Raw genomic sequence first — 23,284 nt, 5'->3', positions numbered from 1 at the left:
GATCGAATGGGCATTGACGTTTTTCCCCCACTGTTGGGGAACACCCCTAGTCATCATCAATCCGCTCGATCCGATTGCGCGAACGCAATTGCGCCAATGCCTGCGAGCGAGCCTGTACCTGGTGCTGCCGGGCAAGATAAGCCCGAACCGTCTCAAGTCCTTGTTCCTCCGGGACATGGGTCGCCTCCCTGTGATTCTCTAAATAGATCAGATGCCAGCCGACCGACGTGCGCACGGGTTCGCTGATGGCCCCCGGTGCCAGGGCAAACGCGGCCGCTTCGAACTCCGGCAACATCCGTCCACGGGGAAAGTAGCCCAGGTCGCCCCCTTCGCTGGCCGACGTGTCTTCAGACCCGCTACGGGCAGCGCTGGCGAAATCGGCCCCGGCAACAATGGACGCCCTTATTTCAATTAAGCGTAGCCGCGCAGCCTCGACTGTGGAAGCGTCGGCACCGGCCGCTACCTTGACCAGGATATGCCGGGCCCGCACTTCTTCGGGCCGGTTCAGCTCGTCTCGGTGTTCTTCGTAGAACGCCCGGACCTGTTTTTCTTCCGGCCCGGCGGTCTGGATGAGGTCATTGAACACTTGCCGGGCCGCCAGTTCACGGCGGATGTATTCGGTGTAACCGGCCTCATCGAAACCGGCATCTTCAAGACGCCTGGCAAACACCTCGGATCCGCCCATGGCCTGACGGGTCTGATCGATCTGCTCCTTGACCACGGCATCACTGATCACCACGCCGCGCTTGACGGCTTCCTGCCACAGCAATTCGCGATCGATCAAGGCATCCAGTGCGGCCTTGCGCAGTTGCCTGTAGGCTTTCGGATTGCGGATATTGCCTACCGCCCGGCCCTGGTCTTCCAGGTATTCGGCGAAGTAGCGCTCCAGGCGCAGTTGGGAAATTTCCTCGCCATTGACCCGCGCCGCGGCCGGACCATTGCTGCACCACGCCACGGGTGCCCATAGCGTCAGCAGGACCAGCACAGTGTTGAGTTTCATGATCGGCCTCCGGTCATGGCGTGGCAACCACAGGTTTATAGGGGGCGACCAGATAGAATCGCTGGTCCGGCAGATCCACCGTGACGATATGGGCACCGCTCAAACCCAGGCGTCGGCCAGGACCAAAGCTCATCAGGGGCGTCAGCCCGGTATCGAAGTCATGCAGGCCTTCCAGGGCACTGACCAGCTTTTCGCGGCTGGCATCCCGCCCGGCCTGTTTCATGCCTTCGCTGAGCAGCATCATCGAACTGAACGCGCCCACTTGCAGTATCGCGTGCTGGCCACCGAGGCCCTGGTGTTCGCGCAACTGGGTCAGGGCCAGGCGCCCGGCCTGGGTCCAGTCGCTGGGCACGAACGGATAGGCCAGGAACACCCGCCGGGAAAATCCGCTGGGCACCTGCGTCAGATTGCCCGCCACCTGGTTCGAGGTGGCGAACAGGTAAGGCACCTGCCCCGCCGTTTGCAGGCGCTCGGCCAGTCGGCTGAAGCCGCTGCTGGTGCCCAAGTAAAACACCGAGCGCGAGCCCAGGGGCAAATCTTCCCCGCTCGGGTCGTAGGCTTGCAGGCGCACCTTTTGCCAGGCGTGCCCCTGCAAGTACTGGCCGAGTTCCTGCGCCGCCTGCCGTTGGCCGGATTCGTCCGGATAGGCGATCAGCGTCGGCCCCTGAAGCACCCGCAGGCTGGCACTGGCGTAATCGGCCAGGGCGATCAATTGCTCACGAAGCCCCGGCAGTGGTTCGAATATCTGCGGACTGGCGTGGGGCGTGCCCTGCAAGGACAGCGGCCCGATCAGCGGAATGCCGGCCCGTTCCAGACGCACGGCGAGGTCCATGTCCAAGGCCGGCGCCAGCGGGGCGATCAGGGCGAACACTTGCTCCTCATCGATCAATCGGTCCAGCGCCTTTTCGGCACTGGCGCGATCGGTGCCGGGGTCGAGGATGGTCAAGCGCAACTGCCGCCCGTGAATGCCCCCCGCCTCGTTGATACGCGTCACGCAGCCCTTGAGCACCGCCGCCACCGTGCCGCTCTCCTCGCTCAATGGCCCGGTGCCTGGCAGCAACGTACCCAGGTGCAGACTGTCGGGGGTCAGGCCCGGATCGCGGTCTTCGGCCAGGCGCTTGAGGTACGCCGTGAGGTTGCGCTGATCGTTCATCGACAACACGAACCGCGGCATCGACGGATCGAGCCGGTTATTGCCGGGGTCGCGCCCCTCCTGCACCGCCCGCGCCAGGGTGCTGTCGCTGTAGGCCGGGTAACTGCGGCCGTTGATGTGCTGCTGGCCATGGCTACTGGCCAACCGCGACCAACTCAGGTCCGGTGGGCGCACCCCGCCTTCCGGTCGCCCGAGGCCGTCTTCGCCATGACAGTTGGCACACGGCAGGCTGGTGGCCGGCAGCACCATGTTCGATGCACCAACCCGGGCCATGATCGGCTCGCCGCTGGCCGATACACCTTCGCGGTACAGGCGCTTGCCGGCACTTTCACTGAGGCTCAGCGGCAGCGCCTGGACGCTGAGCGTAAAGCCGCCAAAGAGCAGCAGGCCAAGGACGAGGGCAGTATTGATGGCCATGGCTAGCGTCCGGCCACGGGCATTGCCAGCAGCTGCAGGCGCTGGGCAATGGCGGCCGCAGGGGCATCGGGACGGATTTTACTCCAGCGCTTGTTCGCCACGTCACCGACGATCAACTGAGTGGAGTGCTGCTCGGGGGTCGGCACGATCTGACCGATGCGACCCAATACAAGGTCCATTTGCGCCTTGTCGCCGGTAAGAAAAAACCAGTGGGGCCCATCGACGCCCTGTTTCAAGGTGTAAGCCTTGAGTACCGCCGGGGTGTCCCGCAGCGGATCACTGGTAAGGGAGATAAAGGTGATGCCGTCGGCCTTGTCGCCGAGCACTTCACGCACTTCCTTGAGCTTGCGGGTAATCAGCGGGCACGCATCGTTGCAACTGGTGAAAATCACATTGAGCAGTACTACACGGTCCTTCAATGTGTCGCTGTAGAAGCGCAGTGTGTTGCCGTTCTGGTCCTGCAACGGCGTGTCGGTGAACCAGGTCTTCGCGTCATGGGTGCCGCTGGACGGCTGCGCGGCGGCCACCGCAGGCGCGGTGGTCTGCTCATGCCCTTCGTGGGCAAACGCCACTGAACTGAAAATGCAGTAGCAGATGCCCAGGGCAAACCAGTCGATGGCTCTCATGGCTGTTGCTCCATGGCGATGGCAGTGTGCTTGGCGTGAACGTTGCGTTCACCACTGAGTTTCTCGACGGCCCGGGCCAGTTCCGCCGGGTCGGTGAAACCGTAATAGCGGGTCCAGAAACGGTTGTTGCCGTCGCCCACCAGAATCAGCGGCGAGTGGTTCTTGAAGTCACCGCTGTAGGCGCCCAGGCCCTTGAGGGTGGCATTGACCGACTGCGGCGAACCGGTCAGCCAGCTCCAGCCCGGCCCCTGCTGGTAGGTGCGGGCGTAGTCGTTCAGGCGTTGGGGATCGTCACGCTGCGGGTCGATGCTGATCGACACCAGTTGCACCTCGGTGCCAACCCGCGCACCCAGCTGTTTCTGCACCTTGCCCATGATCGAGGACACCACCGGGCAGACCGTGGTGCAGCTGGTGTAGATGAACCCCATGACCACGATCTTGTTGCTCACCAGGTCTTTTTCCAGATTGACGACCTTGCCGTTCTGGTCCAGCAAGGTCACGTCGGCAATCTTGATCCGGGCGGTCTCCTGGCCAGCCTTCCTGGCTGTCATGTCGTGCCCGGCGTGCTCGTCCGTCGAATGAGCCAGCGCCTGGCCGATACCGGTGACCAACAGGCAGAACGTCAGCAAGCCGCGATGTGCGAATCGGTTCATGTCAGTTTCCTCTTAGTGGGTATCGCCGGGTACGACCCGGACGCTGGCAAAGGTCTTGTCATCGAAACTCGAGCCCAGGGACGCCGCACGCACGTGCAGGTACCAGGCACCGTCCTGGTCGAGGGTCACCGGGGCTTCATACACACCGTCGGCGACTTCCAGCGCGGCGACCTCCTGTGGTCGCGAGGTCGGGGCGCGGAAGTAGCGCACCTGAGCATCCTTGACCCCGCTGCGCTGCGCCTTCTGCTTGCCTTCGACGATGCGAAAGCGCACCAGGTACGGACTGCCCAGGTCAGCGGTGGACTTGTCGAGCATGAACTCCACCCTGGGCATCCCACGGTGCTGGTCGAGCCGCTTGTCCTCCTCCACCAGGGTGCTGAAGCAGTGGATGATGTTCGGCTGGTTGAGCAGGAACGCCACGTCGAAACGCCCCGCCGCCGGTAGCTTGACCCGCGAGCTGTAAAGCCCCGGCTCGATTTCCCGCAGGCTGCGGTCAATAACCAGTGCTGCCCGCGCCACTTGTCCGCGATTGGGGTAGCCGGACATCGGCGCGTTCATACCTTCGGCGTAGAAGTAGGTGGTGTTGTCCACCGGGTTGACCACGAACACCGCGTTGTCGTCCCGCGATACCGCCAGGCTTGACGCCAGCGGCAGATCACCGGCCATCCGCGGTGCCTGGGGTCCGGCCTCGAACCCCTGGGTGATCGGCGTGCGGCCCTCGCCGAGGGAGGCCAGGTTGATCATCGTGACTTTCGGCGAAGCCAGCCCGCGCACATAGGCATAGGCCTTGGTGAACACCACTTGCCAGGGCTCGGCGGAGACGTTCAGTTCATGGATCAACGCGTCGTTGGCGGTGTCGATCACCGCGGCCTGGTTTTCCAGGGTGTTGAGCACGATGCCAAAACGACCGTCGGCGCTGAAGCCCATCGGGCCCAGGCCCTGCTTGAGCCGGATCACCCGACGCACCGACTGGCTGTTGCCATCGACGACGGTCACCGTGCCATCCTTGCCATCGGCCACATAGGCGGCGCCGGACAACGGCGAATACTTCACCGACAATGGGTGCGAACCGGTCTTGAGTTGTTTGCTGATGCTCAGGCTGGCGATGTCGACGATGCTCACCGTGCCATCGTCGCGGTTGGTGACAAAGGCAAAACGGCTGTCCTTGCTGAAAGCGATTTCGTGGTGCCCGGCCCCGGTGGCCAGGTGCTTGAGGGGTTTGAGGCTGGCGGCGTCAATCACCGTGACCCCGGATTGCCCGTCGGCCTTGGCGTTGTTGCCGACCCACAGCAGGCGTTCGTCCGGTTGCAGCGCCACGCGCACCGGATTGCTGCCGGCAACCACCGAGTCGATCAGCTTGAACTCTTGACTGTCGATCACCGCCACCTCGCCGGCGGCGGGCATCGAGACAAACACCCGTTTGTTGTCTTTGGGCGTCACCCAGTCCATCGGCGGCTGTTTCAGTTCAATGCGCGCCAGGGTGCTGGTGATGCCGCCGACAGACACCGACGGATCGATCACCGAGACGCTGGCGTCACGGTTCATCACCAGCAGGAAGTAGCTGTTGAGATCGAGCAAGGGGCGTGCGCCGATGTTCGATTTGAGGAAGGTGCCGACCCGCGACTTGCAGCTACTGTCGCGGCCCTGGGCCTGGTCGGCGGCGATCGCTTGCGGGTCGAGCCAGGCGCCCGGCGAAACGCCGGACAAGGGTTGGCCCGAGGCTTTGTCCGTCACGCGAAACTGCACGTCGGCAAAGCCGCCCTCACGCAATACGCCGTCCTCGGCCAATGGCTTGACATCAAGGACCACCGAGATCCCGTCACGCTCCAGCGTCCGGTCGCCCCAGGTGTCGGGCAAAGCGACCTCGCTGAGCATGTTCGCAGGCGCGGTTCGCCACACGCCGATCCCGATCAGCGCCATGCCGACGATCAGCGCGCTGCCAACGAATTTGATGGTCCTGTCCATGTCGCATCTCCTCTTCAGAACCTACCTGTCCCTTTTTGGTCACTCATGTGGCGAGGGGGCTTGTCGGATCGCCGCACCGCCCCGTTGGGCTGCGCAGCGGCCCCCCCCTAAATCCACAATTGCATCCGCCTGACACACCGCATGTAGCGTTTTTTACGACTGCTTCGCAGCCGAACGGGGGCAAGCCCCCTCGCCACACAAGCCCGCTCCCACAGGTGTTGCGTTACTGTCCTTTCCTACGGTGCCGTTGCCGGCACCCATGTCATGCGATGCCTTTGTGGGAGCGGGCTTGCTCGCGAAAAGGTCAGCACATCCAATATTCAGGTGTCTGACACTCCGCCTTCGCGGGCAAGCCCGCTCCCACAGGTGTTGCGTTACTGTCCTTTCCTACGGTGTTGGTGCCGTTGTCGGCGCCGGTTCATTCGTGACCCGCAGCAAGCCCCACAGACCGGCGGTGTTGCCGAAGGACGCGTTGTCACGGAACAGGTAATCCCCGGCAATCGCATTGCTGCCACCGGCGCTCGGGTGCATGGCGCTGAAGTGGGCGGCCGGCAGCACGCTTTCGCGTGCGCCGATGTACATCGACATCGGGTTCAGGCCGAACCGCACCGAACCGACGCCGGGGGTCCACATCGGATAGCCGTCGACATCGCTCTTCTCCGCCAGGTACGGATTGACCGACCAGAGGTGACCGTCGAGCTGGAAGGTCGAGCCGCGACTGCCGCCGGTCGGCATCAGCACATGGGTGCGGAACGGTTGCCCGGGTTTCACGTAGAACACCGGCGTTTGTGGATCGCCGCCCACCAATGCGTTGCTGTAGGCCATGTGGGCGTTGGGCACGTCACCATAACCAGAGCCGTCCGCGCGGCCGAACGGTGCATCCGGAGCGAGGCCGAAGCGATACCACAGGGGCTCGGTCTTGTAGTTGATGGCCATGCCGGCGTTGTCCTTCGGATCGTTCGGCACGCCCATGCCTTCCGAGGCGATGCCTTCCACCGGCCGACCATTCGCCCAGCGCAGGTTCAAGGCGCGCTGCCAGACCATCGCGAAGTCACGGTAGACCGCCTGCCCCGTCGCCGTGACCGTGGCCGATGCACGCTTGGCGTCCTCGACCCAGGTGGCGCCGGCCGGCAGCACACTCATTGCACCGCCAAGGCCTTTTTGCGGCTGCTTGATCACATCCGCCGGGGTGAAATTCAAGCCGCCGAACTCCACCGCCGTGGCGTTGATGTTGTCGACGTTGCGGCCCAGTTGGGTCACCGGTTTGCCTTCACGCTCCAGGTGCCCGGCGTAGTACTGGTAGGTACGGGTCGGGTAGGCACCGCTGTTGCCGACCCGCGGTGGCACGGTCTGGATCGGGTTGACGCCGACGTTGGCGCCGTCGGATTTGGTGATGTCGTAGGCCAGCAATTGCGCATGCAGGCCGACATGGCTGGAGGGCCGCAGCAGGTTGTTGTTGAAGGTGGTCGAGCCGTTGCCGTCATTGCGATTGCGCTTGACCAGCCCCTGCAGGATGGCGGTCTGGGCCAGGTCAGGCATCACGCTCGGCAGACGGTTCTCCAGGGTGATATTGATGCAATCCCCGGCCGCTGCGCGCAGCACCAGCGGTTCGACAGGCACCCCCGGCTTGAGCTTGCCCGTGCTCGGGTCGAGGTCGGTCTTGCGCACGTACAGGATCGCGGTCGGGTCATGGATCGGCCCGCTCTGGCCACCGATGGTGATGGTTTCGCCGTCCTCGGGATCGGTCACCGTCACCCGGGGAATGCTCACGGTTCGCGAGTTGAACACCAGGGTACCGCCCGCCGGATTCAACGGCCCGCCGACATGCTGGCCAAGTCCCTCGGGGTCACCGATCGACAACCCCAGCGGATTGCTCAGGATGTCGTTGGCCAGCGCCGCCACGACCTCGTAGTTGCGCTGCACGGTGGGCCTGGTACCCATGCCGTTCGGGTTGGCGCCGACCCGGGGACAAGTGCCGTCAAACGCCACGGTGTTGCGCGTGCCCGCCGGTTTCGGGTTGTTCGGCAGCGCGAACAGATCGCTGCGTTGCGCGGTGTAGTTGCGCATCACGCCCCAGATGCCGTTCCAGTAGCCTTCGATCGAGGCATCCATCGAGTACAGATAGTCACCCGTGGTCGCCGCGGAACTGGAGAGCATCGACACCGGCGCAATGAAGCCCATCTGCTCGGAAATCCCGACCATTTGCGATGCTCGCCAGCCCGAGTTGGAGCTGTTGCCATAGCCGGTGCCGCTTTGCAGCCACTTCACACCGTGCAGGGTGACGTTGTGCTCCTCTTCATGGCCGCCGGCATGCACCCGCAACCGCACGTTGTCGCCGGTGTAGGTGCGCAGCATCGGTGTGAACGGGTCGCCCGGTTCCGCACCGCCACGGTTGATGTGTGGCGGGAACCGCGTAGTGCCGCCGGTCGGGCCGGTGGCCGAAGTCACCAGGTTCGGCGCCAGGTTCATCGCAGGGATCGCACGGTCGGTACGGCTTTGCATGGCAAACGACAGGTCGCCGCCGAGGCCGTCGGCCTGCATGCCGCGCTTGCCGTCCGGGCCGACCTTGTTCGGGTCGAACACCCGCAGGCCCAGGGGTTCGTTGCGGTAATTGACCACGAACATGCCGGGGTCATCCACCGAGATCGCTTGCGGACATGGCCGGCTCGGGCAGCCAGGCTTGATGCCGCCACGGGCCTCGACCACCGACTCGAGCAGGTTGCCGGCGTTGTTGCGCACGGGCGGATTGATCGCATAGCGGAAGCTGTCGGATGTCGCCGGGAACGCCTGCGGATTGGGCACGCCATTGGGGCCGGCGCCGACGTACACACCGGCTTCGTAGGCGTGCTGGAAGTCGCTGTACTCCAGGAAGAACTCACGGAAGCTGTCGTTCTTGCCGTCGTTGTCCAGGTCACCGGTCGATATCACCGCCTGCCATGAAGTCGGCCCGCCGTCCGAGCGCGCACCGCTGTACAACGGCTCGCCCGTTTCGGCGTGAAACCAGGTGGAACCGGCGGGTTCGGCCAACACGGTGGCGTACAGGCCGATCTGTTGGTGAGTCGATGGGCCGAGGTGGTCGTGGGTGAAAATGGTCCCCAGGCCACGGTCGACACCCTTGGTGTTGATCACCGGATCGATGAACCAGCGCTGCATCGCCGTGCGCGCGCCCATCCAGTCCGCCCGGCCATATTGACCAAAGAACGGATGCGCCTTGGCCACCGGGCAGGCGGGTGTGCCGTCACGCGGGTCGGTGCCCTGGCACTGGTTGAACGCGCGGATGGCATGGATGCGTTCCACCACGGCACCCGGGGAAAGCACGCCGTCCTCGTAGTTCCAGCCGTTGGACGAACCATCGGCGGACGTCAGGTCCCACTTCGGCAAGTGAATGTGCTGGCCGATCACGTCGGTCGGGGTGCGTACCTGATAGTCGTCCATCTCATAGGTGGCCGGCACCAGGTTGGTTTGCTGGTACTGCACGCAGTCGAAGGTGTTCATGCGCATCACCAGCGGTTCCGGCGGACGCTGCTTGGTGATCACCGGCCAGGCGTCTTCCCACAACGCGAGGATGCGTGCCTGCGGGAAGTGGTAGCCGACCTTGTTGTACACCGCGTCGAACTGGATGTTGGCCGCCTTGTAGATGCGCGGGCGGTCGGCAGTGAAAGTCGAGGAGCCAGTAAAGGACATGCCGTCGATGCGCTCGCCGCTATGGTATTCACCGCTGCCGGCACTGCTGGTCAGACGTTTGGCCCGATCATCCATGCAGGGCTCGTAGAACGGCGCACCGGCAATCGGCAAGGCGCCATTGGTGCGGAAGTTGCGCGCAACCACCTGTTTGCCCGGCAGCACGGCAAAACTGGGGTGATCCTTTTTGGCGTGGAAGGCCATGGCCGCCTGTTCGACTTCGGTCCCCTCTTCCGGCAGGTAAATCGGTTTGGCCCGCTTCACTTCCTTGGAGAAGTCCAGCGAGGTGGTCACCGTGTGCGCCTCGCCACCGGCCGACACGCCGTCCAGCGCATGGCGCCCCAGGCCACCGTCCCAGCCACCGGACTGGTTCGGGTCGAGGTTGGCCCACAGGCCGTTGCCGCTGGTTTTCAGCGCCTGGGCCTTGGCCGCGTCGAGCATGTCCAGCGGTGGGGTTGGCGGGCGTTGGCCGACCGAACTTTCCATGCCGCCGATCCAGAAGGGGAAACCGGGATTTTTCAGGCTGCCGTCGGCGTTGCGGTTGGCTTCGCTGCGATCGACCAGCGCCAGCGAGCCGATGGCCTGGGTACCGCCGGCACCGCCATTGCCGCCGTCATCATCGTCGCCAGCGGCTATCAGGGTCTGGCCGACTTTCGGCACCACGACAACCTTGCCCGGCATGGGAGCCATGGCTTTGCCGGGCAACGGCACGACCGCCGGGATCGGCGTACCGGCGATGATTTCGCCATCGGGCAAGGCCCGTGCACCGGCCGCCGGTTTGCCGTTGCGCAGCGCATAGGGTTGTTTGTGGAAGCCGTCGGCACCCTGCTGGGACACTTCGAGCCGGGTGCCTTCTTCGAACACATCGTGCACCCGCCACATGGCCCACATGCCCTGGGCGAAGTGCGGGTAGAAGTGGCAGTGGTAGATCGCATCGCCCGCTACGCGGTTACGGTTACCCGAACCACCATTGGCGATTTCATAGGTGTAGCCGGAGCCCGGGCCGATGCCCTGGGCGTCCAGGTAATCGGTGTTGTCATCGTTCGGGTTGTACAGCCATTGATGCCCGTGCAGGTGGAAGATGTGGTGTTCGTAGCCGTTGTGGGTGTTGCGGAACTTGACGAAGTCACCGATGTAGCTGTGATTGACGTTGGACGGCTCCGACGGATAGAGCGCCATGGTCGCCTTGACCCCGACCTGATCGGCACGCGGCACCTCGCCCGGGCGAATGTTTTCCAGGCCGGCGTTGGCCGGTACGTCCACCAGCATCGCCACGTCGCCCACGGTGTGCGAACTGAGGAAAAACTCTTCATAAGCGCAGGACAGGCAATCGTGCATCGGCCCCACGCCCAGGCGGTTGGCGACCACTTCGGCGCCCATGCCGCCGGAGCCGTAGTTGATCATGAACGAGTCGCGGGTCGGCTCCAGCACATGGCCCATCACCGGGTCTGCAAAGTACGCCGGGAAGGCTTGGGTGACGGCGGTTTCATCCTGGAACTGCGAAGCGAAATCGCGGAACGGCTCCAGCCGGTTCGGCAGCGCCGGATTGCGCTTGCCCATGGCTTCCAGCGGATAGGTCGATGGCGGGAAGCTGCCGTCGGCGTTGCTGCCCATCACGATCGCGTCGCTTTCGCCGGAAATGATCTCACTGCCGTCCACCATATTGATGATCGGCGTACCGGCCTTGCCTTCGCGAATCCACGGCTCGCGCTGCGGGTAGCGCGCCTGGTAATCGACGATTGGCTGGCCGGCCGGCGTACGTCCGGTGCTGGCCAGGCGCATTTCTTCTTCGGTCAGGGTGTTGCGGTAAGTGCGCCCGCCCTTGGGCACGACCACGACCTGGGCGAACAGCCCGTTGGCGTTGTTGCCCGCCGCGCCCTCGCCACCGAAGGTCGCGCCACGGCTGCTGACGTCGAACGCGCCTTCGCGTTCGGCGTACAACGTGTAGGAACGGCTGCTGCCGGGGGCGACGAGGCTGTTGGCGTTGCGCCCGGTATAGGAGGCGATGTCATCGATGCTGTTGACGGCCTGCAGGCCGTTGACCTGGAAACCGACATGACGGTCGGCCACCTGCTCATCGGCCTTGAAGGCTTCGGCATTACCGCCCTGGCCACCCTCTTGCTCGCCCTCTTGCTCAAACGCTTCATGACTGCCCGGGTTGGCCTGATAGGCCAGCAGATTCTGCAGATTGACGGTCAGGCAATCGCCGGCAGCCACGCGCAACACCAGCGGACGCGGACGCTTGTCGGGCCGCAGGGAGACCTTGCCCGGCACTGCTGCGCCCCCTTGGGCGAGGGAAATGTCATGGTCATCGACCACATCGCGACGCAGCGCGAACATCATACCGTTGACGTTTTGCGCCCCCAGGCGGTTGAACATCAGCGGCTGATCGAACGCCACGACGTTGGCCACCAGGTTGCGCTCGCAACGTGCAGCTGCGCTGGCAATCTCGATACCGAGCATCGAAGTCACCAACAGCAGCAAATTAATCAGGGACGGGGCGTGGGATATACCGACCATGGTCTCGGGCCTCGCTAAGGGTTTGCAGGGAAAACTTCACGACAAATCGTCGAGAGCAATCCGCATGCCACAAAAAATAACGTTATTATTCAGTTAGTTATAACTACTACTTAATAATCCGGGGGGATATTCCCCACCCAATCCCCCACTTTTTCGCCGGGGCCGCAATTCCCCACTATTGGGGAATTGTGGCCCCCGCGGTTTCAATCACAGCGGCGCATCCGCGGACAACCCCTGCAAACGCCGATACTGGTTCAGCACGTTGGGCACATAACGCTGGGTTTCGGCGAACGGCGGGACCACGTTGCCACGGCTGAGTACCGCTTGCGGGCCGGCGTTGTAGGCCGCTACGGCGAGGCGGATATCGTTGTCGAACATCGTCATCAGGCGCTTGAGATAGCGGGCGCCGCCCTGGATGTTGGCCTTGGGGTCGTAGACGTTGGTCACGCCCATTTCGCGGGCGGTGTCGGGCATCAACTGCATCAGTCCGCGAGCGCCCTTGGGTGAGGTAGCGCGGGCGTTGTAGCTCGACTCGGTCTTGATCACTGCGTGCAGCAGTGCCGCCGGCAGTTCGTTGGCCGTGGCCGCCGCCGCCACCAGTTCGGCGTAGGGTTGCGCGGCGATCATCTGCGGTTGCTGGTCGAGGCTGACGACCGGCGCATCGGGTTCACGGATCACCCGTTCATAGTGGCGTCCGGGGCGGTGGACATTGGACAGGACGTAGCTGCCATTGGCGTCCACGGAAACAAACACATCGGCCTGTGCGGCGCCGGTCAAGACCAGCAGACCCAGCAACCCGGTGGTGAGTGATTTCATTGTTAGACCTCCCCTTCCCGGCCCCGAAAAATGGGGGTAATGCCCCAATGGCCAGTCGTGCAACAGCCATACGCAAGCACTGTGCCGTAAGTGAGAAGGCCCATGGCACGGGGGGTGCAGAAGGATCACCAAGCATGAGCATGGCAATTGCATGCTGTTGAATGACAACTACTACATGGCAACTGGCAACATTGCTGCCTACCGTGCGAGGTCATCATGAATCAGCATCTGCGTTATGCCCGGCGATCCCAAAACGGATTCACCCTGCTCGAACTGTTGGTGGTGCTGGTGGTGCTGGGGCTGTTGGCTGGCATCGTCGCGCCGAAGTATTTCGCCCAACTGGGCCGTTCCGAAGTGAAAGTGGCCAAGGCACAAATAGAAGGCTTGAGCAAAGCCCTGGACATTTACCGCCTGGAGGTCGGCCATTACCCGTCGACCGAACAGGGTTTGCAGGCGCTGGTCACGGCCCCCGCCGACGAACCGCGCTGGACCGGCCCGTACCTGCAGAAAAAACTTCCCCAAGACCCTTGGGGCCACAACTACAGCTATCGCTATCCCGGTGAAAACAGCGAGTACGACCTGTTGTCCATGGGCAAGGACGGGCAACCCGGCGGCGAAGGTGAGAACGCCGAAGTCACCAACTGGAACTGACGGATATGGCGACCATGCGCTTTCATCTCAAAGCCGTCGGCAAGGCCGGTGTCGTCTCAATGACCGTCGATGCGCCGGGGCAAAGCGAAGCCAGGCGCATCGCCGAAGACCAGGGCCTGCGGGTAGTCAGCCTGCACGCCGAGCGACATTGGCGCGCGTTGCGCCTGCAAAGGCGCGAGACGTTCAACCTGGTGTTGTTCAGCCAGGAGCTGACCACCTTGCTCAACGCCGGCCTGCCGTTGATCGATGCGCTGGAAAGCCTGGCGGAAAAGGAAAACGCGCCACAAGCCCGCAAAACCCTGAGCGAACTGGTGCGCCTGCTTTACGAGGGCAAATCGTTTTCCCAGGCCCTGGGCCAGTTGTCGGCCATTTTCCCGCCTTTGTACGTGGCGCTGGTGCAGTCCAGCGAGAAGACCGGCGCCGTCGGCGATGCCCTGGGCCGATATGTCAGCTATCGACAGCGCATGGACGAGGTTCGCCAGAAGATCATCAGCGCGTCGATCTACCCCATGCTGTTGCTGGTAGTGGGCGGCGGCGTGGTGTTGTTCTTGATGGGCTACGTCGTGCCGCGCTTCAGCCTGGTGTTCGAAGGGCTGGGGTCGAACCTGCCGTGGTTGTCGCAGATCCTGATGAGCAGCGGCATGTTCCTTCACGCCCACCAGGGCGAATTCTTCGGTGGCTTGCTGGCCATCATCGTCGCCCTCGTCCTGCTCAAGCGCCAACCGGCCTTTCGGCGGGGGCTGGACCGGGTGATCGAAAAACTCCCCGCGGTGCACCAGCGCATCTTCATGTATGAGCTGGCACGCTTCTACCGTTCCCTGGGCATTCTGCTGCAAGGCGGCATTCCCCTCGTCACCGCCATGGGCATGGTCCGCAACCTACTCACCGTTGCCTCCCGCGGCCGGCTGGACCAGGCCTGCGAACGGGTGCGCGAAGGGCAATCGTTGTCCACCGCGCTGGAACTCAATCAACTGGTGACTCCCGTTTCCCTACGACTGCTACGCGCCGGTGAACAGTCCGGCAACCTCGGGCAGATGATGGAGCGCAGCGCCGACTTCTACGACGAAGAAATCAGCCGCTGGATCGAATGGTTCGTGCGGCTGTTCGAACCCTTGCTCATGACCTTCATCGGCCTGTTGATCGGGGTGATCGTGATCCTGATGTACATCCCGATCTTCGAACTGGCCTCGAGTATTCACTGACGTTTGGAACAGGGCCGCGCTGTCGGTTGCATTTCTTCAACCATCAAACTGAATAAATCAGCCTGCCGAGGTGTTTAACAGGTTCCCATGGGAAAAAGCAGCACGTTGCAAGCTTCATCAACGTTCCAGGCTCAAACAAGAAGACGGAGAACGACATGCACATCAATAAGCTTTTACTGGCAGTAGCTATTGGCGCGGTTCTGTCGGCGTCTACCGTACTGATTCCGGACAACCTGTCCGGGGTATCCAGTGCTCAGGCCAAGGATGGGGGTAGTGGCGGTGGCGGTGGCGGTGGCGGCAGTGGAGGCGGTGGTGGTGGTAATGGAGGCGGTGGCGGCGGCAATGGAGGCGGAGGCGGTGGCGGCGGCGGTGGTGGCGGCAATGGAGGTGGCGGCGGTGGCAATGGAGGCGGCGGTGGCGGTAGTCACGGCGGAAGCGGCAGTGGCGGCAACAGCGGCAGCGGCCATAGCGGCGACCATGGCAGCAACAGCGGCCATGGCAGTGCCAACAGCGGTTCGAGCCACTCCGGAACGGCCTCGTCCTCAGGACGCAGCGGCACCCATGATGAAGCGGGGGATGACCATGGCGTCCACGCCAATGGCGAACCCGGCGATGACCATGGCGTCCACGCCAATGGCGAACCCGGCGATGACCGTGGCGTCCATGCCAATGGCGAGCCCGGCGATGACCGTGGCGTCCATGCCAATGGCGAGCCCGGCGACAACCGTGGTGTCCATGCCGAACCCGGCGATGACAAAAGGAGCTGATTCCCGCTGATTCCAATACAACACAAAACCCCTGTGGGAGCGAGCCTGCTCGCGAAGGCGGTGGGTCAGTCAACAACTTCTTTGACTGTCACACCGCCTTCGCGAACAAGCCCGCTCCCACAGTAGATTGTGTGAACCCTATCCTTACAACCCACCCTCGGACTGATCCAGCGCCTCGCGCAAGAACTCAACCAGCACCTGCACCGGCCGCGAACTCTGACGATGCTGCGGATACACCGCCGATAACGTCAGCGGCTCGGGGCGCACATCCTCCAGTACCTCCACCAGCCGTCCATCCTTCAGTGCCGAGCCGACGATGAACGCCGGCAAATACGTGATCCCCAGGCCGGCGATAGCCGCATCCCTGAGCACCTCGCCGTTGTTGACCCGCATCCGACCGGTGACGTTGACCGTTAGCGGCTTGCCCTGCCCCGCAAAACGCCATTGCACCTGTCGACCATGGCCGTACGGCAGACAGTCATGAGCGTGCAAATCCTCAGGTTTAAGCGGTGTGCCGCGCTCGGCCAGGTACCCGGGGCTGGCGCAATACACCCGCTGGATCGAGGCGATCCGCCGGGCAATCAAGGTCGAGTCCTCGAGCGTGCCGATGCGCAACGCCAGGTCGTATCCCTCACCCAGCAAATCCACAGGCCGATCGCTCAAATCCATCTCCACCGTCACGTCGCGATAGCGCTGCAAAAACACCGGCAACAGGCAGCCCAGATGCGCCAGTGCGAACGACAGCGGAGCGCTCACACGAAGGGTCCCGCGTGGCTCGGTGGTCTGGCCGGCGATGCCCTGCTCCACTTGTTCGACTTCGCTGAGCAGGCGCAAGGCTGACTCGTAATAGCTTTGCCCCAGCGGCGTGACATCCAGTCGCCGGGTCGAGCGATTGAGCAGGCGCACGCCCAGGCGCTCTTCGAGTTGCATCAAGCGACGGCTGACAAACTGCTTGGACAGCCCCAGTTGATCGGCGGCAGCCGTGAAGCTTCCAGAGTCCATCACCTGGCAAAAAATACGCATATCTTCGAAGGGGTTCATTGTCACTTCCTGGTTGACAGTCAAACACTTTATAGCCGCTTTTTCCTTTCCTGACACAGTATTAATCTGCTCCGCACTCAAGCGGGCGACGACTCCCTCGCCACAACAGCACCCTCCACCTGCGCGACCTCATTTCTACTGGAGCATTCCCATGTCCTTTCTCCTCGGTCACCTGCTCTCCCTGAGCACCCTGCTGCTGGCCATCGACGTCCTGCTCTGGCACCTCGCGCCATTCAAGCATCGCGTCAGCCGGGTCGGTGTGCGCCTGGCGCTGTTTGTGCTGTTCGGCGCGATGCTCATCAATGCTGGCGTCAGCCCGTTGCAGGCGCCGTTGTTTGCCGATGATCGCGTGGCGCAACTGGGGGCCACGGCGCTGGGGATTCTCTGGTGGCTGTACGCGGCGCGGGTGCTCACCGAAGTGATCGGCCTGGCCCTGATGCGGCGCATCGGCCACAGCGGCAGGCTGTTGCAGGATGTCATCGGCGCACTGGTGTTCCTGATTGCGGTAGTGGCCGCCGCCGGCTACGTGCTGGAACTGCCCGTGAAAGGTTTGCTGGCGACCTCCGGCGTCGTCGCCATCGTAGTGGGCCTGGCATTGCAGAGCACCTTGAGCGACGTGTTCTCCGGCATCGTGCTCAACACCACCAAGCCGTACCAGGTCGATGACCGGGTTTCCATTGACGGTATTGAAGGCAAGGTGCTGGACATCGACTGGCGTGCCACCCACCTGCTGACCAGCGCCGGCAGCACCGCGGTGGTGCCGAACTCGGTGGCGGCCAAGGCGAAGATCGTCAATCTCAGCCGCCCGTTCAACATGCACGGCGTGTCGATCAGCATTCAGGTACCCAACCATATTCGTCCGCGTCGAGTACTCGATGCCCTGGACCGCACCCTTCAGGGCAGCAGCAGTCTGCTGCTAGATCCGGCGCCCAAAGCCGTGCTCAAGGAAGCCGGCGAAACCATGTCCGAATACGTGGCCAGCGGCTTCATCGCCGAATTGGGCAAAAAGGGTGAAGTGCGCAATCAACTGTTCGACCTGGCCCATCGGCACCTCGAAGCGGCAGGCATCTCCCGGCAACCCGATGGCGTGATCGAGCCGTCGACCCGCGCACGGGCACTGCTCGACGAAGTGAAGATCTTCCGCTCCCTGAGCGCCGAGGAACGGGATCGCCTGGCCCAGAACATGGTGGCGCAGCAATACGCGGCCGGAGATGTGGTGCTGGACCTGGAGGAAGTACCGGACAGTCTGTTCATCATCGCCACCGGAGTGGTCAGCGCCACCGTCCCCGACGGCAGCACGCAGATCGAAGCCGGGCGCATGGGGCCGAGTGAAGTCATGGGCGAACAAAGCATCCTCGCCGATACGCCGTCCCAGGCACGGTTCACCGCCATGACCTCAAGCATCATCTACCGCCTCGACAAATCCCTGACCCGCAACTGCATGGCGCAACGTCGGGAGGTCGATCGGGCGTTGAACAAGCTGCAAGCGGTGCGCCAGCAGAACAGCCGGATGGCGTTGATGGCCAAACCGGTGGCGGTCAGGAAAGGTGGTTTTTTGGGGTGGTTGCAGAGTCGATAAGCGGATGTGAACACAAAACCCTGTGGGAGCGAGCTTGCTCGCGATAGCTTTCTGTCAGTCAACCTATGTGTCGACTGATACGCCGCCATCGCGAGCAAGCTCGCTCCCACAGGTGTACGTCTTACTTGGCCGTGAATTTCATGTAGCTGTTGATCAGGTTGCGATAGTTCGGCAGGCGTTCCGACAGCAGGTTGGCCAGGCCTTCCATGTCATTGCGCCAGTCGCCTTGCAGCTCGCAGGCCACGGAGAACCAGTTCAGCAGGTGCGCACCGGCGGCCGACATGCGTGCCCAGGCCGCTTGTTGCACGGTGGTGTTGAAGGTGCCGGAAGCGTCGGTCACCACAAACACCTCAAAGCCTTCGGCAATGGCCGACAGGGTCGGGAATGCCACGCACACGTCGGTCACCACACCGGCGATGATCAGTTGCTTGCGACCGGTGGCCTTGATCGCCTTGACGAAGTCTTCGTTGTCCCAGGCGTTGATCTGGCCCGGGCGGGCAATGAACGGCGCGTCCGGGAACTGCGCCTTGAGCTCCGGCACGATCGGGCCGTTCGGACCGCTGTCGAAACTGGTGGTGAGGATGGTCGGCAGTTTGAAGAACTTGGCGATGTCGCCCAGCGCCAGCACGTTGTTCTTGAACTCGTTGGGCGAGAAATCCTGTACCAGCGAGATCAGACCGGTCTGGTGGTCGACCAGCAAGACCACGGCATCGTCTTTGTTCAGGCGTTTGTACGGAACGTTGCTCATTGGAAGCTCCTTGATGGATGGTTGTTGCATACCGCGCCGCCCTGTTGGGTCGGCGCTTTTTTGAATGCGTCAGAAGGCAAAACACGAGCAGCCAAAAGCGCCCCAGAAACCGGCGAAATCGCTGACCGGCGCGTTCGACAGGCGCGCCCGCTCATGGCTGTGGGAATGCACCGCACACGGCCCGCTGCAGTGGTGAACCTGGGCCTGCATCGGCGACGTCGGGCGCCAGTGGCCCGGCACTTTCACCACCGGCGACCAGTCCGGCAGTACCGGCACGCTGGCCGGCCCGAGCTTCTCGAAGTCACCGGCGCCGTACACTACTTTGCCGCCGACCACCGTCAACACCGACTCGATCCACTTGATCGCCTCTTCATCGACGCTGAAAAAATCCGCGCTGAGGGCGGCGACGTCGGCCAGTTGCCCGACCTTGATCTGGCCTTTCTTGCCTTGCTCCGACGAGAACCAGGCGCTGCCGTGGGTGAACAGTTCCAGCGCCGTCAGGCGTGAAAGACCTTCGGCGTGCAACTCCATGCCACCGACGGTGCGGCCGCTGACCATCCAGTACAGCGAAGTCCACGGGTTGTAACTCGATACCCGCGTGGCGTCGGTGCCGGCACCGACCGGTACACCCTCGGCCAGCATGCGCTTGATCGGAGGCGTCGCTTCGGCCGCTTTCGCGCCGTACCGCTCGACGAAATACTCGCCCTGGAACGCCATGCGATCCTGAATCGCGATGCCACCGCCCAGCGCCCTCACCCGCTCGATGTTCTGCGGGGTGATGGTTTCGGCGTGGTCGAAAAACCACGGCAAGCCGTTGAACGGAATGTCGCGGTTGACCTTCTCGAACACGTCGAGCATGCGGCTGATGGATTCGTTGTAGGTGGCGTGCAAACGGAACGGCCAGCGTTGCTCGACGAGGTGACGCACCACTGGTTCCAGTTCGGCTTCCATGGTTTGCGGCAGGTCCGGGCGCGGCTCGAGGAAGTCTTCGAAGTCCGCCGCCGAGAACACCAGCATTTCCCCGGCGCCGTTGTGCCGCAGGTAATCGTCACCCTGGTGCAGCTTCACGCTGCCGGTCCAGTTCTTGAAGTCGGTCAGCTCTTCCTTGGGTTTCTGGGTGAACAGGTTGTAGGCGATGCGCACGGTCAGTTGCTCATCCTTCGCCAACTGCTCGATCACCTGGTAATCGTCCGGATAGTTCTGGAAACCACCGCCGGCATCGATGGCACTGGTCAGGCCCAGGCGGTTGAGTTCGCGCATGAACTGGCGGGTCGAGTTGACCTGATACTCCAACGGCAGCTTCGGCCCCTTGGCCAGGGTCGAGTACAGAATCATCGCGTTGGGCCGCGCCACCAGCATGCCGGTCGGCTCGCCATTGGCGTCGCGAACGATCTCGCCACCCGGCGGGTTCGGCGTGTCGCGGGTGTAACCGGCTACGCGCAAGGCAGCGCGGTTGAGCAAGGCACGGTCGTACAGGTGCAACACAAACACCGGGGTGTCCGGTGCCGCCTGGTTGAGCTCGGCCAGGGTCGGCATGCGCTTCTCGGCGAACTGGAATTCGTTCCAGCCACCGACCACCCGCACCCACTGCGGCGTCGGCGTGCGGTCGGCCTGATCCTTGAGCATGCGCAAGGCATCGGCCAGGGACGGTACACCTTCCCAACGCAATTCAAGGTTGTAGTTCAAGCCACCACGGATCAAATGCAAGTGCGAGTCGTTGAGCCCGGGAATCACACAACGGCCCTTGAGGTCGATCACTTGGGTGCTCGAGCCACGCAGGGCCATGGCCTCGGCATCACTGCCCACCGCGACAAAGCGACCGTCGCTGATCGCCACCGCGCTGGCGAGCGGCTTTTCGCGGTCAACGGTATGAAATTGGCCATTGAACAGAATCAGATCGGCGTTCATCACGGTTCCTCGTGCAAAGTAGCGGGAGACAGCCAGGGCGCGAACAGACGCGTCGCCATGGGCATGAAGATGTAAACCACCGAGAGCACGATGGTCAGGGTGATCAGGAACGTGGCCACCACGTAGTTGGAGAGCAAGGCGTTGAGCCGCAACAACGGCCCCCAGAGCAGCGGCACCAGCAAGGTGTGCGGCAGGATCACCAGCAACGTCACCACGGCCTGCTTCCAGCGCGGCGGTGGCGTACCGGCTTCGGCCTGGGGCGAGAACCAGAACTCGTTGACCGGATTGACTTCGGTCTGGTCGCCATCGGCCAGCATCGGCGCGGCTTCGTCGACCAACGCCTGGCGTTGCGGCGAATCGAGCCAGTTCTGCATCGCCTCGGTCGAGCAAAAGCGCAGCACGCAGGTATAGGTGTCGAGGCCGGCGTTCTTGCCGCGCACCACATCCACACCCAGGTGCCCGACATTCTGCGCGGCCACCTTGACGATGTTGCGCAACCAGGCTTCATAAGGCACTTCAAAACCGGCCTTGACCCGGTGCTTGACGATCAGCGTCACCACTTCATCAGGCCCGGGACTTGCCGGCTCACGGCGATTGAGATCAGACATAACGCAAGGCTCCGGCGAAACGGATATTGAGCGCCAGCCGTCCCGGCCCGGCGATGAGAATGCTGGTGAATACGATCAGCAACAGCCAGCCGAACTGACCTTCGAAGAGGGTCCACTGCGGATGCACAAGCAACATCGACACCCACAGCAAAAACAGAACAGGCAAACACGCCAGACGCACCAGCAACCCGCCGACGATCAGCAGCGGGCACACCACCTCGGCGAAGATCGCCAGCATCAGCGTCAGGTTTGCGCCCAGGTGGAAAGGGTCTTCGATGTTCTGCAACTCGGCACTGTAGTAAAGCAGCTTGGGCAAACCGTGCACCCACAATACAAACAACCCGCCGCTGACCCGCAGGAACAGCAGCCCCCAGTCTTGCGCCCGATCATCTCGTCGCGAAGTGTCCATGGCCCACCTGCACCAATGAAAAACCACCGGCGTCGATGCGCCGGGACAGGATTCGATAGTGCCGGGACGGGGGGAGGAAAAATTGAATGTACGTGCTCTGTTTGCGGGAAGACCGAGAGCGACCAAACGACATAGTTCCCTGTGGGAGCGAGCTTGCTCCGGGCGGCGTTCCGACGATTGCGGCACAATATTCAACATTGATGTTGGCTGATCCACCGCCATCGCGAGCAAGCTCGCCCACAGGGTTATTTGTTGTTGCTACTACCTGGTTAGTCTTGCGGATCGAGATTATCCAGCGCTCGATTCACCGCCAGCTCGTCGAGCATGATGATCTGTGCTGACAAGTTTTAAACGGCGGAATGCGATAGGCGCTCAAATTTTCGCTGGCAGAGAAGTGTCGATGGAGATAGTAAGGGTCACTAGCGGTGAGTACTGTTCCGGTGCCTCGCTAAAACTTGTGTGCTTCTGAAACTGGAGGGACATGTTTCGCATTTGAACGGGCGATCCAGGGTGTGGATCTTTTTGTGTCTAGTCAAACACGACTCCTGAGCAAAAACTGCGCCGCAAACGTCACATGTGCACAGCTTCTCTGTGGAGTGATTTTTTATCGTGTGATATTTCAGTGGTCGAGGAGACCGAAACCTGGAGCCGCACACTCCACATGAGTAGGGTGTTTCGTTGGAGTGGGTCAGTTCATGAGTCGATAAATTGCCACGTTGTGTAAAACTCTTATTGCAGACGGCACACACAAAAGGCTGATCCCCGGTATGGATCCGTAGGTGGCGCTTAAGGCCTGAATTGCTTGTCAGTCTTTTGTCGCAAGTCGGACAAACAAACCGCTTCCTCCCAGTGTTTGGTTGCTCTGCACCGCTGCTAGAAGCCGCAGCGGAAGTCGAGGGCTGTGGTTCATTCCGAACGTTCTCAGACGCGTCACCTGAAGTTGCGGGCGCAAGTCCATAGGACACCACAATAGCGTCGGTTGTAGTCGGTATCTCTCCGGCGCGTAGGACCACGACAGGTATTGCTCGTGTCGATACAGAAGGCTCCAAGTCTTTAGAAAGTTCTTCGACCAGCGCCCTCTCCTGAGCGGAAGTGTTCGGGGTAGAACCCCCTAATGTTTGCAAGAATGCATCCAGCGATTGGTCCGTCGTGCCGCCACTCACCTGCCCATTGCCAGGGTGAATGCCTTCAGAAACACCCTCGCCCACCTCAAGCGCACCTTGATCACCCATGGCGCCGCCTTGCTCCAGTGACTGGAAAATTGCAGCCAATTCGTTCGGATCAAGGGGTGGGAGATCCCCCTCCCTCATACGCCCATCACGGTCGATATACCGCACCGGTGAATTGCTCACAAAACAGTAAAGGTTCAAGCCATCCACTTCCCCCGCCGGATCCGGATTGATCCAGCGTTGCTGCCACGGTGCGTAATAGCGATAGCCGTAGTAATACAACCCTGTCGCGTCGCGTTCCTTGCCTGAGTAACCGCGGGTCTTGTAGGTCGCCTTGGCTCCGTGGTGCTCGATCCACCAGGCCCGGCCGC

16 protein-coding genes and 1 pseudogene are annotated in these 23,284 nt (G+C 62.5%); 4 read left to right on the top strand and 13 right to left on the bottom strand.

From position 1 onward, the window contains the following. Nucleotides 1-46: 46 nt before the first annotated feature. From PMI26_RS08190 to PMI26_RS08220, 7 genes are all read right to left on the bottom strand, one after another. Entirely contained in the window at nucleotides 47-1,000 is a 954-nt protein-coding gene (locus PMI26_RS08190) for a peptidylprolyl isomerase (protein WP_007977228.1), read from the bottom strand. Nucleotides 1,001-1,013: 13 nt separating this feature from the next. Continuing rightward, nucleotides 1,014-2,564 carry a cytochrome c/ABC transporter substrate-binding protein gene (locus PMI26_RS08195; protein ID WP_033048093.1) on the bottom strand — a complete coding sequence of 517 codons (1,551 nt, stop codon included), beginning with the start codon at nucleotides 2,562-2,564 and terminating at the stop codon, nucleotides 1,014-1,016. A gap of 8 nt (nucleotides 2,565-2,572) precedes the next feature. Next, nucleotides 2,573-3,196, bottom strand: a complete 624-nt coding sequence (locus PMI26_RS08200; protein WP_007977223.1) for an SCO family protein — start codon at nucleotides 3,194-3,196, stop codon at nucleotides 2,573-2,575. Further along, complete coding sequence (locus tag PMI26_RS08205; protein WP_007977221.1) at nucleotides 3,193-3,849, bottom strand: SCO family protein; 657 nt, start codon at nucleotides 3,847-3,849, stop codon at nucleotides 3,193-3,195. Before PMI26_RS08205 ends, PMI26_RS08200 begins: the two co-directional genes overlap by 4 nt. 12 nt (nucleotides 3,850-3,861) lie before the next feature. Further along, nucleotides 3,862-5,814 (bottom strand): YncE family protein, encoded by a 1,953-nt coding sequence (locus PMI26_RS08210; protein ID WP_007977219.1) that lies wholly within the window; start codon nucleotides 5,812-5,814, stop codon nucleotides 3,862-3,864. A gap of 387 nt (nucleotides 5,815-6,201) precedes the next feature. Continuing rightward, nucleotides 6,202-12,015, bottom strand: a complete 5,814-nt coding sequence (mnxG, locus tag PMI26_RS08215) for a manganese-oxidizing multicopper oxidase MnxG (protein WP_007977217.1) — start codon at nucleotides 12,013-12,015, stop codon at nucleotides 6,202-6,204. A gap of 207 nt (nucleotides 12,016-12,222) precedes the next feature. Further along, nucleotides 12,223-12,831, bottom strand: coding sequence for a lytic transglycosylase domain-containing protein (locus PMI26_RS08220; protein WP_007977214.1), 609 nt, complete (start codon nucleotides 12,829-12,831; stop codon nucleotides 12,223-12,225). A gap of 216 nt (nucleotides 12,832-13,047) precedes the next feature. Between PMI26_RS08220 and gspG the strand changes: the two genes are divergently transcribed. The 3 genes from gspG (at nucleotide 13,048) to PMI26_RS31935 (ending at nucleotide 15,451) form a co-directional block, all read left to right on the top strand. Beyond that, a complete protein-coding gene (gene gspG, locus PMI26_RS08225) occupies nucleotides 13,048-13,482 on the top strand; it encodes a type II secretion system major pseudopilin GspG (protein WP_007977211.1) in 435 nt (144 codons plus the stop codon). A gap of 14 nt (nucleotides 13,483-13,496) precedes the next feature. Then, nucleotides 13,497-14,684: a type II secretion system F family protein gene (locus tag PMI26_RS08230; RefSeq protein ID WP_033048091.1), complete on the top strand. Its 1,188-nt coding sequence runs from the start codon at nucleotides 13,497-13,499 to the stop codon at nucleotides 14,682-14,684. Between the two features lie 155 nt (nucleotides 14,685-14,839). Beyond that, nucleotides 14,840-15,451 carry a hypothetical protein gene (locus PMI26_RS31935; protein WP_033048089.1) on the top strand — a complete coding sequence of 204 codons (612 nt, stop codon included), beginning with the start codon at nucleotides 14,840-14,842 and terminating at the stop codon, nucleotides 15,449-15,451. A 144-nt stretch (nucleotides 15,452-15,595) separates the two neighbouring features. On the opposite strand, the gene PMI26_RS08235 is transcribed toward PMI26_RS31935, so the two are convergent. Then, a complete protein-coding gene (locus tag PMI26_RS08235) occupies nucleotides 15,596-16,492 on the bottom strand; it encodes a LysR family transcriptional regulator (protein WP_007977203.1) in 897 nt (298 codons plus the stop codon). A 151-nt stretch (nucleotides 16,493-16,643) separates the two neighbouring features. Between PMI26_RS08235 and PMI26_RS08240 the strand changes: the two genes are divergently transcribed. After that, a complete protein-coding gene (locus PMI26_RS08240; RefSeq protein ID WP_007977202.1) occupies nucleotides 16,644-18,071 on the top strand; it encodes a mechanosensitive ion channel family protein in 1,428 nt (475 codons plus the stop codon). Nucleotides 18,072-18,192: 121 nt separating this feature from the next. Here the strand turns inward: PMI26_RS08240 and ycaC are convergent, their stop codons facing one another. The 5 genes and pseudogenes from ycaC to PMI26_RS31925 form a co-directional block, all read right to left on the bottom strand. Next, entirely contained in the window at nucleotides 18,193-18,819 is a 627-nt protein-coding gene (gene ycaC / locus PMI26_RS08245) for an isochorismate family cysteine hydrolase YcaC (RefSeq protein WP_007977200.1), read from the bottom strand. 69 nt (nucleotides 18,820-18,888) lie between these two features. After that, nucleotides 18,889-20,727, bottom strand: a complete 1,839-nt coding sequence (locus tag PMI26_RS08250; RefSeq protein WP_007977198.1) for an amidohydrolase — start codon at nucleotides 20,725-20,727, stop codon at nucleotides 18,889-18,891. Further along, nucleotides 20,727-21,335 (bottom strand): antibiotic biosynthesis monooxygenase, encoded by a 609-nt coding sequence (locus PMI26_RS08255; protein WP_007977196.1) that lies wholly within the window; start codon nucleotides 21,333-21,335, stop codon nucleotides 20,727-20,729. The genes PMI26_RS08250 and PMI26_RS08255 overlap by 1 nt, the downstream gene beginning before the upstream one ends. Beyond that, nucleotides 21,328-21,744 carry a DoxX family protein gene (locus tag PMI26_RS08260; RefSeq protein ID WP_007977193.1) on the bottom strand — a complete coding sequence of 139 codons (417 nt, stop codon included), beginning with the start codon at nucleotides 21,742-21,744 and terminating at the stop codon, nucleotides 21,328-21,330. The genes PMI26_RS08255 and PMI26_RS08260 overlap by 8 nt, the downstream gene beginning before the upstream one ends. Nucleotides 21,745-23,069: 1,325 nt before the next feature. Beyond that, nucleotides 23,070-23,267: pseudogene (locus PMI26_RS31925) on the bottom strand (RHS repeat-associated core domain-containing protein); the annotation flags it as partial. Between the last annotated feature and the right edge of the window lie 17 nt (nucleotides 23,268-23,284).

This window comes from Pseudomonas sp. GM33 (assembly GCF_000282295.1).
Lineage (GTDB): Bacteria > Pseudomonadota > Gammaproteobacteria > Pseudomonadales > Pseudomonadaceae > Aquipseudomonas > Aquipseudomonas laurylsulfatiphila.
The sequence above is the reverse complement of the archived record's forward strand: the minus strand, read 5'-3'. Positions and strand labels throughout refer to the sequence as shown.

What these genes read in the sequence shown, in the direction of transcription:
- PMI26_RS31935 (WP_033048089.1), top strand. Translation starts at nt 14,840, where the DNA reads ATGCACATCAATAAGCTTTTACTGGCAGTAGCTATTGGCGCGGTTCTG.
- mnxG (WP_007977217.1), bottom strand. Translation starts at nt 12,015, where the DNA reads ATGGTCGGTATATCCCACGCCCCGTCCCTGATTAATTTGCTGCTGTTG.
- gspG (WP_007977211.1), top strand. Translation starts at nt 13,048, where the DNA reads ATGAATCAGCATCTGCGTTATGCCCGGCGATCCCAAAACGGATTCACC.
- PMI26_RS08235 (WP_007977203.1), bottom strand. Translation starts at nt 16,492, where the DNA reads ATGAACCCCTTCGAAGATATGCGTATTTTTTGCCAGGTGATGGACTCT.
- PMI26_RS08250 (WP_007977198.1), bottom strand. Translation starts at nt 20,727, where the DNA reads ATGAACGCCGATCTGATTCTGTTCAATGGCCAATTTCATACCGTTGAC.
- PMI26_RS08230 (WP_033048091.1), top strand. Translation starts at nt 13,497, where the DNA reads ATGCGCTTTCATCTCAAAGCCGTCGGCAAGGCCGGTGTCGTCTCAATG.
- PMI26_RS08255 (WP_007977196.1), bottom strand. Translation starts at nt 21,335, where the DNA reads ATGTCTGATCTCAATCGCCGTGAGCCGGCAAGTCCCGGGCCTGATGAA.
- PMI26_RS08190 (WP_007977228.1), bottom strand. Translation starts at nt 1,000, where the DNA reads ATGAAACTCAACACTGTGCTGGTCCTGCTGACGCTATGGGCACCCGTG.
- PMI26_RS08240 (WP_007977202.1), top strand. Translation starts at nt 16,644, where the DNA reads ATGTCCTTTCTCCTCGGTCACCTGCTCTCCCTGAGCACCCTGCTGCTG.
- PMI26_RS08220 (WP_007977214.1), bottom strand. Translation starts at nt 12,831, where the DNA reads ATGAAATCACTCACCACCGGGTTGCTGGGTCTGCTGGTCTTGACCGGC.
- PMI26_RS08205 (WP_007977221.1), bottom strand. Translation starts at nt 3,849, where the DNA reads ATGAACCGATTCGCACATCGCGGCTTGCTGACGTTCTGCCTGTTGGTC.
- PMI26_RS08210 (WP_007977219.1), bottom strand. Translation starts at nt 5,814, where the DNA reads ATGGACAGGACCATCAAATTCGTTGGCAGCGCGCTGATCGTCGGCATG.
- PMI26_RS08260 (WP_007977193.1), bottom strand. Translation starts at nt 21,744, where the DNA reads ATGGACACTTCGCGACGAGATGATCGGGCGCAAGACTGGGGGCTGCTG.
- PMI26_RS08200 (WP_007977223.1), bottom strand. Translation starts at nt 3,196, where the DNA reads ATGAGAGCCATCGACTGGTTTGCCCTGGGCATCTGCTACTGCATTTTC.
- ycaC (WP_007977200.1), bottom strand. Translation starts at nt 18,819, where the DNA reads ATGAGCAACGTTCCGTACAAACGCCTGAACAAAGACGATGCCGTGGTC.